General features: G+C 70.5%; 14 protein-coding genes. 3 read left to right on the top strand and 11 right to left on the bottom strand.

Features of this window, described 5'->3' with window-relative positions; genetic code table 11:
• The first annotated feature begins 28 nt into the window (after positions 1–28).
• The 3 genes from ABZ928_RS24770 to ABZ928_RS24760 are packed head-to-tail and all read left to right on the top strand — an operon-like array spanning position 29 to position 2,132.
• The gene (locus ABZ928_RS24770; protein ID WP_361522862.1) at positions 29–268 is read left to right on the top strand and encodes a phosphopantetheine-binding protein; all 240 of its coding nucleotides are present in this window, start codon (positions 29–31) and stop codon (positions 266–268) included.
• A complete protein-coding gene (locus ABZ928_RS24765) occupies positions 265–1,122 on the top strand; it encodes a 2-oxo acid dehydrogenase subunit E2 (RefSeq protein ID WP_361522859.1) in 858 nt (285 codons plus the stop codon). The genes ABZ928_RS24770 and ABZ928_RS24765 overlap by 4 nt, the downstream gene beginning before the upstream one ends.
• Positions 1,101–2,132: an alpha/beta hydrolase gene (locus ABZ928_RS24760; RefSeq protein WP_361522856.1), complete on the top strand. Its 1,032-nt coding sequence runs from the start codon at positions 1,101–1,103 to the stop codon at positions 2,130–2,132. The genes ABZ928_RS24765 and ABZ928_RS24760 overlap by 22 nt, the downstream gene beginning before the upstream one ends.
• Here the strand turns inward: ABZ928_RS24760 and ABZ928_RS24755 are convergent.
• The 11 genes from ABZ928_RS24755 to ABZ928_RS24705 form a co-directional block, all read right to left on the bottom strand.
• Positions 2,026–2,823 (bottom strand): AfsR/SARP family transcriptional regulator, encoded by a 798-nt coding sequence (locus tag ABZ928_RS24755; RefSeq protein WP_361522853.1) that lies wholly within the window; start codon positions 2,821–2,823, stop codon positions 2,026–2,028. The two genes, ABZ928_RS24760 and ABZ928_RS24755, sit on opposite strands and share 107 nt — an antisense overlap.
• A 152-nt stretch (positions 2,824–2,975) precedes the next feature.
• On the bottom strand, positions 2,976–5,837 hold the full coding sequence (locus ABZ928_RS24750) for a DEAD/DEAH box helicase (RefSeq protein WP_361522849.1): 2,862 nt from the start codon (positions 5,835–5,837) through the stop codon (positions 2,976–2,978).
• Positions 5,838–5,877: 40 nt separating this feature from the next.
• A complete protein-coding gene (locus ABZ928_RS24745; RefSeq protein WP_361522847.1) occupies positions 5,878–6,891 on the bottom strand; it encodes a diacylglycerol kinase in 1,014 nt (337 codons plus the stop codon).
• A 31-nt stretch (positions 6,892–6,922) separates the two neighbouring features.
• Positions 6,923–7,894, bottom strand: a complete 972-nt coding sequence (gene tatC / locus ABZ928_RS24740) for a twin-arginine translocase subunit TatC (protein WP_361522844.1) — start codon at positions 7,892–7,894, stop codon at positions 6,923–6,925.
• A 47-nt stretch (positions 7,895–7,941) separates the two neighbouring features.
• Positions 7,942–8,232: a Sec-independent protein translocase subunit TatA gene (gene tatA, locus ABZ928_RS24735; protein WP_361522841.1), complete on the bottom strand. Its 291-nt coding sequence runs from the start codon at positions 8,230–8,232 to the stop codon at positions 7,942–7,944.
• Between the two features lie 261 nt (positions 8,233–8,493).
• Positions 8,494–8,688, bottom strand: coding sequence for a hypothetical protein (locus ABZ928_RS24730; RefSeq protein WP_361522839.1), 195 nt, complete (start codon positions 8,686–8,688; stop codon positions 8,494–8,496).
• 10 nt (positions 8,689–8,698) lie between these two features.
• The gene (locus ABZ928_RS24725) at positions 8,699–8,992 is read right to left on the bottom strand and encodes a hypothetical protein (protein WP_361522836.1); all 294 of its coding nucleotides are present in this window, start codon (positions 8,990–8,992) and stop codon (positions 8,699–8,701) included.
• Positions 8,989–10,041 carry a WYL domain-containing protein gene (locus ABZ928_RS24720; RefSeq protein WP_361522833.1) on the bottom strand — a complete coding sequence of 351 codons (1,053 nt, stop codon included), beginning with the start codon at positions 10,039–10,041 and terminating at the stop codon, positions 8,989–8,991. Before ABZ928_RS24720 ends, ABZ928_RS24725 begins: the two co-directional genes overlap by 4 nt.
• Before the next feature lie 18 nt (positions 10,042–10,059).
• Positions 10,060–11,013, bottom strand: a complete 954-nt coding sequence (locus tag ABZ928_RS24715; RefSeq protein WP_361522830.1) for a WYL domain-containing protein — start codon at positions 11,011–11,013, stop codon at positions 10,060–10,062.
• Positions 11,014–11,142: 129 nt separating this feature from the next.
• On the bottom strand, positions 11,143–11,514 hold the full coding sequence (locus ABZ928_RS24710) for an FKBP-type peptidyl-prolyl cis-trans isomerase (RefSeq protein ID WP_289918732.1): 372 nt from the start codon (positions 11,512–11,514) through the stop codon (positions 11,143–11,145).
• A gap of 60 nt (positions 11,515–11,574) precedes the next feature.
• A complete protein-coding gene (locus ABZ928_RS24705) occupies positions 11,575–12,582 on the bottom strand; it encodes an FKBP-type peptidyl-prolyl cis-trans isomerase (RefSeq protein WP_361522827.1) in 1,008 nt (335 codons plus the stop codon).
• Between the last annotated feature and the right edge of the window lie 68 nt (positions 12,583–12,650).

Genomic DNA, 12,650 nt, shown 5'->3' with positions numbered 1-12,650 from the left:
ATCCCACCCTCGACACCGAGAGGCCGACATGACCTCCCCGACCCTGCCCTCCACCGACTTCCAGCACCTGGTCCGAACCGAACTCGGACTCCCCCTCACCGACGCCCAGTTCGCCGCCGACTTCGACGAACTCCCCGACTGGGACTCCCTGCTGCTTCTCAAACTGGTCGTCCTCCTCGAACGCGCCACCGGCCGGCGCATCGCGGTCTCCCGCCTCCTGGAGGCCCGCAGCCTCCAGGAGATCTACGACGAGGTGGTGACCCCGTGACCCCCAGGAAACCCCCGGCCCACACCACCCACCCCGTCCGGGACCGCCGCCACACCCTGCACTTCCTGGAGTTCGCCGCCGCCCAGCGCCCGGTGTTCCTCGACACCGACATCGACATGACCGAGGCCCTCGCCCACCGCGACCGCGCCGGCCGCCACTACTCCACCGTCACCTACGTCCTGCACGCGACGGGCCGGGTCCTGGCCCGCCACCCGGAGGCCAACGCGGTCCTCGGCCGAGGCCACCGCATCCTCCGGTTCCCGCAGGTGACAGCCAAGCTGGCGTTGGACGCCCGGGTCCCCGACGGCGACCGCATCGTGCTGTCGGCGCTCTTCCCGGCGCTGGAGTCCGCCTCCCTGGACGACATCCAGGACGGCGTCGACCGCTACCGCGAGGCCCCGGACGTCACCGCCCTCCCCGAGTTCCACGGTGCCCGCACCCTCGCCCGCCTCCCCGCCCGCCTGGGCCGCCTGGCCTTCGCCGCGGCCCTGCGCAGCGCCCGCCGCCGCCCCTCCCTGCTCGGCACGGTCTCCGTGAGCTCCCTGGGCCACCGCCCCGTGGACGGCTTCCACTCCACGGGCGGCACGGCCCTCACCCTCACCTGCGGCCGTACGGCGCCCCGCCCGGTCGTCCGCGACGGCGACCGGATCGAGGTGGCCCCGCTGATGCGGCTGGGCCTCGCCTTCGACCACCGGGTCCTGGACGGCGCCGCCGCGGCGGACGTACTGGCCGACCTCAAGTCGGCCCTGGAGGAGGACTGGCAGGCCGCGTCCCGAACCGGCCACCTCCGCGAGATCAAGGCCGAGCCGTCGACCGAGCAGGAGGCGAACCCATGGACCACCTCGGCGAGTTGAAGTCGTACGCCCTGCTGCACGCCCGCAACCAGGGCATGACCGCCAAGGCCGCGGCCCACACCCTGGCCCGGATCCACAACGACGACGAGGGCGACGAGGCCTCCTGGGCCAGGGTCTGGTCGGCCCAGGGCGACACCCTCGCGGCCCGTGGCCGCCTGCTGGACGCCTGCCGCTGCTATGCCCTGGCCCGCTTTCCGCACCCGGCCGGGGACACGGAACGCGGCCGCGCCCAGCAGGCGGGCGTGGCCGCCTTCGACACGTGGCGAGGAGCACGCCGCCGAGGCATCGTCCGCCTCGAACTCGACCATCCGGAGGGCCCCTTGGCCTGCTGGGCGGCCGGCCTGGACCGCGGCCGCCCCCTGCTCGTCCTGATGGGCGGCATAGTCAGCGTGAAGGAGCAATGGGCGCCCCTGCTGCCCAAACTGACCCGCCTCGGCTATGCGGCGGTCGTGACGGAGATGCCGGGCGTGGGCGAGAACCCCCTGCGCTACACGGCCGACTCCTGGCGCCTGCTGCCCTGGATCATGGACCAGCTGTCCTCCCGCGCCCGGACCGCCGACACCACGCTCCTCTGCCTGAGCTTCAGCGGCCACATGGCCCTGCGCGCCGCCGCCGAGGACGACCGCGTCGGCCGCGTCCTGACCGTGGGCGCCCCGGTCGCCCACTTCTTCACCGACGACGACTGGTGGCCCCGCGTCCCCACGATCACCGCGACGACGCTGCGCAGCCTGACCGGCGTGACGGACATCGCCGAACTGCGCTCACTGCTCAAGGAGTTCCCGCTGGATCCGCCCCAACTCCGCTCCGTGCGGGCAGCGGTGCGGTACGTGGCGAGCGCCCGGGACGAGATCATCCCGCCCCAGGAGCAAGCGCTCCTCCGCGCCGCGCTCCCCGACGTACGGATCAAGCTGTTCGACGATGTGCACGGCTCGCCGGACCATGCCGGTGCTCTGCGCCGCTGGCTGGTCCTGAACCTGCTCCGCCCAGCACGCGCTCGTGCAGCCGCGTGAGCGCCGGCCCGGGCCCGATCCCGAGCTCCTCGTGCAACGATCGCCGCACCGCCCGATAGGCCCGCACCGCGTCGGAGGCCCGCCCGGACCGGTGCAGCGCCACGATGAGCTGGCAGTGCAGCCGCTCCCGCAGGGGATGCTCCACGGCCAACTCCATCAGCTCCCCGGTGAGTTCGTCGTGCCGCCCGAGCTTGAGATCGGCCCCGATCCGCTGCTCCAGCACGCCGAGCCGCTGCTCCTCCAGCCGAGTGGCGGCGGAGCGCAGCACGACCCCCTGCGGAATCCCGGACAGCGCGGGCCCGCTCCACAGATCGAGCGCCTGCCCCAAGGTCCGCGAAGCAGCGGCATACCGCTCCTCCCGCACCTCCGCCCGCCCCCGCTCGCTCAACTCCTCGAACAGCCGCAGATCCAGCTCCCCCGCCTCGACGTGCAGCAGATACCCGGGGGCCCTGCTGACAAGGGGCCGCCCGGCCCCGCTCTCCGCGAGGGCCTTACGCACATGGCAGACGTACACATGCAGCGTGCTGGACGCGGTGCGAGGCGGCTCGTCGGGCCAAAGCTCGTCGATGAGCGCCTCGCTGGAGACGACGGTGCCGCCCCGCACCAGCAGTGTGGCGAGCACGGCCCGGGGTTTGGCAGCGGCGGGCGTACGCGGATGAAGACGCACGGGCCCCAGAACACGAAATCGCATGGTGCAGCTCCCCTCGTATGGAACTGCACCAACCCAACCGAACCCCGCTGAAGAAGCACGGGAGCCTCGTAGGAGAGGGGCACGGCCGACCTACCCAGGGGCGCGGGGAACTGCGCGACCAGCCACAGTCCACCCGCACGCGCCCTATCAGCTCACCCCACCGACGAGTAGGCGACAACTCCCCGCAGCAGCAGATCGACGGCCTTGCGCGCATTCTTCGCCACCGTCGACCCCTCCCCACCAGAAACAGGAGCCGCCGCGGAAATCTGTCCGAGCACATCGATCACCTGCTTGCACCACCGCACGAAGTCCCCCGCCGGCATCTCCGCCTCACGCAGCACCTCGTCGAGCCCCTTCCCCGAGGCCCACATGTACGCGGCCCAGGCGAACCCGAGATCCGGCTCCCGCTGCCCGACCCCTTCGGACTGGGTGATCCGGAAGTCCTCCTCCAGCGCGTCCAGCCGCCCCCAGATCCGCACCATCTCCCCGAGCGCGGCCTTGGCCTTCCCGGACGGCAGCTTCGGCGCCATCGCGTCGTCCCCGACCCGCGCCTCGTACACCAACGCGGAGACACAGGCGGCGAGTTCGGCGGGAGCGAGCCCCTCCCAGACCCCGGCCCGCAGACACTCACTGGCCAGCAGATCGAGCTCGCCGTAGAGCCGGGCAAGCCGCTTCCCGTGCTCGGTGACCTCGTCACCCCGCAGATAGTCCAGCTCGGTCAGCAGCGCGACGATCCGGTCGAAGGTCCGCGCGATCGTGTTCGTGCGCCCCTCGATGCGCCGCTCCAACTGCGAGGTGTCCCGGAGCAGCCGGTGATACCGCTCGGCCCACCGCGCATGGTCCTCGCGCTCGTCGCATCCATGGCACGGATGCGCCCGAATCGCGGTCCGCAGCCGGGCGATCTCGCGGTCGTCGGCCGCCTGCGCCCGCTTCTTCCGCGCCCGCTCCGGCGGAATGTGCCCCGCCTTGGTACGCAGAGCGGACGCGAGGTCCCGACGGGACTGCGGCGAGCGCGGGTTGAAGGACTTGGGAATCCGCATCCGCTCCAACGGCTCCACGGGTACAGGGAAGTCCATGGACGCGAGCCGCTTGACCTGCCGCTCGGCGGTCAGCACCAGCGGCCGCGGCCCGTCGTGGTGCTCGAAGCCCCGGTGGCCGTTGGAGCGCCCGGCGGGCAGCCCCGGATCCAGCACCAGCGCCAGCCCGGCGTACTTGCCCGTCGGCACATGGATGACATCGCCCGGCTTGAGCTTCTCCAGCGCGGTCGCCGCCTCGGCCCGCCGCTGGTTGACGCCCTGCCGGGCCAGCTCGGTCTCCCGGTCCTTCAACTCCCGCCGCAGCCGCGCGTATTCGTCGAAGTCGCCGAGGTGGCAGGTCATGGACTCCTTGTAGCCCTCAAGACCTTCCTCGTTGCGCTGCACCTGCCGCGAGATCCCGACCACCGACTTGTCGGCCTGGAACTGCGCGAAGGAGGTCTCAAGGAGCTCACGCGACCTGTGCCGCCCGAACTGCTCGACGAGATTGACCGCCATGTTGTACGACGGCTTGAAGCTGGACCGCAGCGGATACGTACGCGTACCCGCCAGCCCCGCCAGATGTTCCGGACTGCTCCCGCGCTGCCACAGCACCACGGCATGACCCTCGACGTCGATACCGCGCCGCCCGGCCCGCCCCGTCAGCTGCGTGTACTCGCCCGGGGTGATGTCGGCGTGCTGCTCGCCGTTCCACTTGACGAGCTTCTCCAACACCACGGACCGCGCGGGCATGTTGATGCCCAGCGCGAGGGTCTCCGTCGCGAACACGGCCTTCACCAGCCCGCGGACGAAGAGTTCCTCGACGACCTCCTTGAACGTCGGCAGCATGCCCGCGTGATGGGCCGCGATACCGCGCTCCAGGCCCTCCAACCACTCGTAGTAGCCGAGCACATGGAGGTCCTCGGTCGGAATGGCGGCGGTGCGCTCCTCGACGAGTGCCCGCACCTTCCCCCGCGCCTCGTCGTCGTTGAGCCGCAGTCCGGCGTACAGGCACTGCTGTACGGCGGCCTCGCAGGCGGCCCGGCTGAAGATGAACGTGATGGCCGGCAGCAGCCCTTCGGCGTCGAGCCGCTCGATGACCTCGGGCCGCCCGGGCGTCCACACCCGCGACCGCTGTCTGCGCTCCCGCTCGCGGTCGGCCTCGCGCATCGCGCGGCCGCGTCTGCGGTCCTGGTAGGAGGGCCGCTGGGCCTCCATGCGCGCGAGCCGTGTGAGGTCGGGGTTGACGGCCTTCTTCTGGCCCTCGCCCTCCTCGAAGAGGTCGTACATCCGCCGCCCGGCGAGCACATGCTGGAACAGCGGCACGGGCCGGTGCTCGGAGACGATCACCTCGGTGTCGCCGCGGACGGTGTCGAGCCAGTCGCCGAACTCCTCGGCGTTGGAGACGGTCGCCGACAGCGAGACGAGGGTGACGGACTCGGGGAGATGGATGATCACCTCCTCCCAGACGGCGCCCCGGAAGCGGTCGGAGAGGTAGTGCACCTCGTCCATGACCACGTATCCCAGGCCGAGCAGGGTCTGTGAGCCCGCGTACAGCATGTTCCGCAGCACCTCGGTGGTCATCACGACCACCGGGGCGTCGGAGTTGACGCTGTTGTCGCCGGTGAGCAGTCCGACCTTATCGGCGCCGTAACGCCGGGACAGGTCGGCGTACTTCTGGTTCGACAGTGCCTTGATGGGTGTCGTGTAGAAGCACTTCTTGCCCTGCTGGAGGGCGAGGTGGACGGCGAACTCGCCCACGATCGTCTTGCCCGAGCCGGTGGGGGCGGCCACCAGCACGCCCTTCCCCGACTCGAGTGCCTGGCAGGCCTCGATCTGGAAGGGGTCGAGGCCGAAGTCGTACATCTCGCGGAAGTCCGCGAGCGCGGTGGCCTGCTCGGCAGCCCGCAAGCGGGCAGCCGCGTACCGCTCGGCCGGTGAGAGGTCCTCTGTCATCGTGCTTTCGAGCGTACCGGGCCCCACTGACAACAGGACGATCATTATCCGGATCTCGTCTTGTCAAACCCCGGGTCCGTGCACTTCACAGCCCCGCGACCCGCACCGCCCCGGGTACGCAACGCGCGGTCAGCGGCAGCGGCCCGAGCGGCTCCCCGTCGGCGTACCCGGTGATCCCGGCAGCGCTGATCTCGACCTTCGCCGCCCGGTGCACGCTGACCTTGGCGTGGTCGACGTGCGTGCCCCGGTACACGCTCGGGAACACCTTGAGCAGCGTGGCCCGCCCGCAGTCCCCGACCACGGTGATGTCGAACAGCCCGTCGGTGAGGTCGGCCCCGGGACAGATCCGCATGCCTCCGCCGTACGACGATCCGTTGCCGACCGCGACAAGGGTCGCCTCGATCTCCTGGACCTCGCCGTCGTCGAGCCGGATCCGGTACGGGAAGGGCTTGAACGCGGCCAGCTCGGCGATCGTCGCCAGGTCGTACTTGAAGCGTCCCGTCGGCCATCGCATGCGGTTGCCGCGGTCGTTCACACGGGAGTCGAAGCCGGAGGCGAGGACGGTGCCGAACCAGCGGCCGCCCGCCTGCCCGAGGTCGATGTCCCGCAGGTCGCCGCCCTTGAGGGCCTCGGCGATCCGCCGTCCCGCGGCCGCCGGGTCCCGTATCGGCAGGCCCAGGGCGCGGGCGAGGTCGTTGCCGGTGCCGACGGCGACCAGGCCGAGCGGGGTGGAGGTGCCCGCGACGGCCTGGAGGGCCAGGTGGGCCATGCCGTCGCCGCCCACGGCGACCAGGGCACCGGTGCCGCCCTCGACGGCGGCACACGCGCGCGTGAGGGCGTCCTCGGCGTTCTCCCCGAGGACGGTCCGCACGGAGAATCCGGCCGCCCGCAACGCGGAAGCGGCCGGCTGCGCCGCATGGGCCCACCATTTTTCGCTCGCTCGCCTACGGGGCGCTTCAGCCGGTGTCGAGAGCGCGACCGTGCTCACCCCTTCGGGCCTCCGCGCGCTCGCGCTCTCGACACCGGCGCGCCCCTTCGGCTCCCTCGCGTGGCCGCGGCCCGCGGTGGGGTTGACGAAGAGGGTGATCTCGCTGGTCACGTCACTGACCCTACGAGCCGCTTCCCGATCTTCAGGTCACGTCGTCATAACCGTTGACCCGGTCCGTTCCCGACGACTGCTCGGGCAGCGCCCGGCTCGCGGAGACCGTCTCGACGTCGCCGATGTCCTCGGGGGTCAGGTCCAGGTCGGAGGCCTCGTCGTCGGCGGGGCCGTTGGCCTCACGGACGCGCCTGCGCCTGTCGTTGACCAGGGAGAACAGCGTCGCACCGAAGTACAGGACCCAGATGGGGCCGGCGAGGGCGAGCATGCTCAGCGGGTCCGTGCTCGGTGTCGCGACGGCGGCGAACACGGTGATACCCATGATCATTCCGCGCCACCAGCCGAGCATGCGCTTGCCGGTGATCATCCCGGTGAGGTTCAGGAAGATCAGCAGCAGCGGCAGCTCGAAGGAGAGGCCGAAGACGATCACCATGCGGGTGACGAGCTGGAGCAGATCGTCGAGCGGCAGCTGGTTGTCGATGCTGCCGTTCGGTGTGAAGTCGATCAGCACCTTGGCGGTCGTGGGGAGCACCGAGTACGCGAAGTAGGCGCCGCCGATGAACAGCGGGGCGCCCGTGAAGACGAAGGCGTAGGCGTACTTCTTCTCGTGCCGGTGCAGACCCGGGGCGACGAACGCCCAGAGCTGGTACAGCCAGATCGGCGAGGCGATCACGATACCGGCCATCAACGAGACCTGGAGAGCCAGATTGAAGGGCGCGAGCAGACCGTTGATGGTGATCCGGGCGCACTTCTCGGCGGTCTGCTGGTCGGAGGAGGCCGCCGACCGTGCGAGTTCCGCGAAGCTCTGCTCGCAGCCGATCGAGTCGAGGATCGGCTTCGTCAGGAAGTTGATGATGTCGTTGTAGAAGAAGGCTGCGACGACCGTCACGACGACGATGGCCAGCAGTGCCTTCGCGAGCCGGTTGCGGAGCTCACGAAGGTGTTCCGCGAGGGGCATCCGCCCCTCGGGATCCTTCTCCTCTTTGCGGGCAGACTTCAGCAACCCACGTTCCCATCTCGTGCGGCGGGCCGGAGGTCACCGGCCCTGCGTCAGCGCTTGGTCGTGTCCGTCGGCTCGGTGACCGGGCGGGAGCTGGTCACGTCACCGGGGGCGGCCTGGATGGTGCGCTGGACCTGGGGCTGCTGGTCGTCCTGCGGAGGAGCGGCCGGGGCGGACGCGTTGTCCTGGCCCTCGGACTTCATCGCCTTCGCCTCGCTCTTGAGGATGCGGGCGGACTTGCCGAGCGAGCGCGCCATGTCGGGAAGCTTCTTCGCGCCGAACAGCAGGATGATGACGACGAGGATGAGAATGATCTCGGGGGCGCCGAGCCTTCCGAACATAAGTCTTTACCTTCTCACCGAGGCGGCTGGGGTGGGGTGCTGTCCGACCGGTCGGACAGATGTCCGAACGATCGTGTTGTCAGCGATCGTAACGCTCAGGGGTGAACGTGAGGCAATCCCCGTGCGTACTCCCGGTCCGCGGCCCGGGCCTCGTTCTCCGGTCCGCGACCAGCAGCGTACCTGGCCCGGCCCCCGGGGTGACAGGGCGAAGTGACCCAAAACGCTTCCGGCGCAGGACTCACATGCGCTGCACAGCAGGACTCACAGCGCGTCCACAGAGCGGGCCGTGCTCACGGCCGCCCGTTCCAGGTCCTCCGCGGCCCTGCTGATGCGCCGCGCCGAGTCGGAGACCTGGCGCCCGAGACGCTGCGCCTCCAGGAAGACACGGACGGCGAGCACACCGAGCACGGCGAGACCCAGGAAACCCACAGCGATCGCGAACATCGGCCAGAACATGGGGCCGAGCCTAGAGGGTGGAGTGCAGCCGCAGAGTCCTGACCCCGCCGCCGGTCAGCAGCTCCACGATCCGCTCCCCGGCCGGCTTGCGGACCAGGGCGCCGCAATCAGGGCAGGTGAAGGAGTAGAAGGTGGTCTTGCTGCTGGCCCCGATGGCCAGCCGGAGCGCACCGGCGGCGAGCTCGAACCGGCCCCGGCAGTCCGGGCAGCCGGCCCGGAACACCGTCCGTGTCACGCTCCGCATGCCCGCGAACGCGGACGCCACCGACATCTCCTGCACACCAGGAATCGCCGACTCGCTCAAAGCCCTTGCTCCTGCCTGTCGCCCTGCCCGCCGTACGGTCCGTCGCCATCCGTATGAGTTCGGTGTGAACCCTGCACCTCGACCCCGTCGTACGCCGCCAGCGCCTCCCGGGCCGCCCGCCGGGCGCTGTCGGCCAGCTCGGGCGGCGACACGATCCGCCCGTCGCGGCCGAGCCTGAGGGCCAGGCGCCGCAGGGACGTCGGGTCGGGGGTGCGGAGGGTAATACGCAGCCCGCCGTCCGGAAGCTCATCCGCGCTGTCGTGCGGGTAGTACTCGGCGACCCAGCGCCCGCCGGGACCCACCTCGACGACGACCTCCGGGTCCTCGGCGGCCGGCTGCACCAGCGCCTCCGAGAGATCCCGCAGCTCGATCTCGGGCGGCGCGGACGGCTCGTCCAGGATCTTGATCTCGGCGACCCGGTCGAGACGGAAGGTGCGGCGCGCCTCGGAGCGCCGGCACCAGGCCTCGACGTAGGTGTGGCCGACGCTGACCAGGCGGATCGGGTCGATCTCGCGCTCGGTGAGCTCGTCGCGGGCGGGCGAGTAGTAGCGGATCCACAGCCGGCGCCGCTCGGAGATCGCCCGGTCGACGTCCGCGAAGACCCCGCCCTCGGACTCGAAGGTCACCGACAGCCGCGCGCTGGCCCCGGCCTGCTCCCCGGCCGCGGCCTCCACCTTCGCCGTGGCCCGCAGCAGCGCCTGCCGGTCGCCCTCGCGCAGCCCCGGCAGGGTGGAGACGGCCCGGGCGGCGACGAGCAGCGCGGTCGCCTCGTCGGCGGCGAGCCGCAGCGGCTCGGCGACGTCATCGGGGTTGTGCCACCAGATGCGCTCACCGTCGGTGTCGATGTCGAGAAGGTCCCCGCCCCGGAAGCTGGTGCCGCACATGGGCAGCACATCGAGGTCGGAGACCAGCTCGTCCTCGGTGATCCCGAACGCGCGGGCGACGTCCTCGACGCGGGCGCCGGGCCGCTCCTTGAGATACGTCACCAGGGACAGCATCCGCCGGGTCTGGTCGATGGCGTTGACGGGCCTGACCGGTTTGCCTGCCACTGTGTTGCTCGCTCCCCCTCAGCCCTTGGCCACGGCACGCAGCCGGTCCACCACATCGGCCCGCAACTCCGCGGGCTCCAGGACCACCACATCCGGCCCGAACTCCACCAGCCAGGCGTCCAGGCCATGGCCGTACGGAATCTCCAACTCGTCCCAGCCGCCGCCCAGTTCCCGCACCGCGGTGGCCTTCGCCCGCAGCGGATACCCGGCGTCCGTGCGCAGCCGGATCAGCGCGCTGCGATCCGCCGTCTCCCCCGCCCAGCCGGCGACGGTCTCACGAACCGTCACGACATCGGGCACCTCGGCGGTGAAGCGCGTCCCGCGCGAGCGGACCTTGCCGGTGATCCGCGACAGCCGGAACACCCGCTCGGCACCCCGGTCGCGGTCCCATCCCGCCAGATACCAGTGCCCGCGCCAGCACTCCAGCGCCCACGGCTCGACATGCCGGGTCTCGGGATGGGCGGCGGTGGCCTTGCGGTACTCGAAGACGACCGGCCGGCGGTCGCGGCAGGCCAGCATCAGCGGCTCGAACGCGGCCTCGTGCACCGGGATCCGCGGTTCCAGGGCGCCATGGGCCTCGTACGGGTCCACGTCCTCGGGCAGTCCGGCCGCGCGCAGCTTCTGCAGGGCGCCACTGGCCGCGCCCGCGAGCCGCGCCTGCTGCCACACCTTGGCGGCCAGACCGAGAGCGGCCGCCTCCTCGGCGTCGAGCGTGATGGGCGGCAGCCGGTTGCTGTCCCGGCGGGCGAGATAGCCGACATCGCCGTCCAGGTTCTCCACGGTCTCGATGACGAGCCCGAGTTCGCGCAGATCGTCCTTGTCGCGCTCGAACATCCGGTTGAAGCTGTCGTCCGAGCTCGCTTCCAGATAGGCCTCGATGGAATCGCGAAGCTCACGCTTGCTCAGCGGCCTGCGCGTCCCCAGCAGACACAGCGCCAGGTTCATCAGCCGCTCGGCCTTGGCAATGGCCATCGACGCCCTTCGCCTCCCTATGGTGCTTACGGACGATGACCGTACCGCCCTGAGGTGGCGCGGCAAAAGCCGAGGGCCCATGCCTGGACAGGCATGGGCCTCAGTTGATCGAGAGTGATCGTACGACGATCAGACGCCGAGCAGGTCGACGACGAAGATCAGCGTCTCGCCGGCCTTGATCGCCGGGGTCGGGCTCTGGTTGCCGTAGGCGAGGTGCGCCGGGATGGTCAGCTGGCGACGGCCGCCGACCTTCATGCCCTGCACGCCCTGGTCCCAGCCCTTGATGACCCGGCCGCCACCCAGCGGGAAGCGGAACGGCGTACCGCGGTTCCAGCTGGCGTCGAACTCCTCGCCGGTGCTGAAGGAGACACCCACGTAGTGCACGGTGACGGTCTGACCCGCCTGGGCCACCTCACCGTCGCCCTCCCAGATGTCCTTGATCTCGAGGTCCGCCGGGGGCGCGCCTTCGGGGAAGTCGATCTCGGGCTTGTCGATGCTCACGTCACTAGCTCCTGCTTGTTCACGGAAAGGCAACAGGGACAGTCTTACACCCCTGACGGGTCACATCTTCGCCAGGATGTCGACGCTGAAGACCAGCGTCGAGTCCTTCTTGATACCGCTGCCCTCCGGCGGGCTGTCGCCGTAGCCGAGCGACGGCGGGATGACGATGAGGACGCGGCTACCCACCTTCTTGCCCGTCAGTCCCTGCGACCAGCCCTTGACGACCTGCGTCAGCGAGAACGACGTCAGCGCCTTGCGGCTGTACGTCGAGTCGAACTCCTTGCCGGTGTCCCACAGCACGCCCTTGTACTGGACGAGCACGCTCTCCTGGGCGCCGACCTTCTCGCCGTCGCCCTCGATGACGTAGTCCGCCACCAGCTTGGTCGGCGCGTCCGCCTTGGGGATGTCGATGGAGGGCGCCTTGCCGTCGGTGTTGGTGCCCACCTTCGGCAGGGCGCTGTCGTCCTGCGCGACGTCCTTGCCCTTGGCCGAGCTCTTCGCGTTGAACGTGCCCTTGATGTCGACGACGAAGACCAGGGTGTCGGTGCCCTTGATACCCGCCTGCGAGTTGCCCGTGCTGCCGTAACCCCAGGTGGGCGGGGTCGCGAGCAGCACGCGGCTGCCGACCTTCTTGCCCGGCAGGGCGTACCGCCAGCTGTCGATGATGCTGTTCTGGGCGAGCTGGATGACCAGCGGCGTCCCCCGGTCGTAGGAGTTGTCGAAGACCTTCGCGGTGGTCCAGATCTGGCCGAGGTAGTCGGCCTGGATGTAGTCGTTCTCCGCGACCGTCTGGCCGTTGCCCGCGATCACCGTCTTCACCGCGAGGTCCTTGGACGGGTCGCCGCTGCCCTTGGCGACCGTCGGCTTCTCGCCGAACTTCGTCCCCGCCGTGATCGCCGGCAGCGGACCGTCCACGATCTTCGGCGCCGGCGCGGCAGAGGCCGAACCCGACGGCGAGGGCGAGGGCGAGGCGCTGCTCTCAGCCGAACTGGCCCCGTCGTCCTCGCCGCATGCGGCGAGCGTGACCATTCCTGCGGGTACGGCAATCAGTAGTGAGCGTCGGCGCACGGTGGGAGCCTCGTAATCGGTCGATCTTGTGGATGGCGTGCGCGCAACTCTACGGCGTGAGAAGGGCG

Origin of the sequence: Streptomyces sp. NPDC046909, assembly GCF_040644695.1 — a bacterium.
In the GTDB taxonomy this organism is placed as follows: Bacteria; Actinomycetota; Actinomycetes; order Streptomycetales; family Streptomycetaceae; genus Streptomyces.
This window is presented reverse-complemented; position numbering and strand designations above follow the sequence as displayed.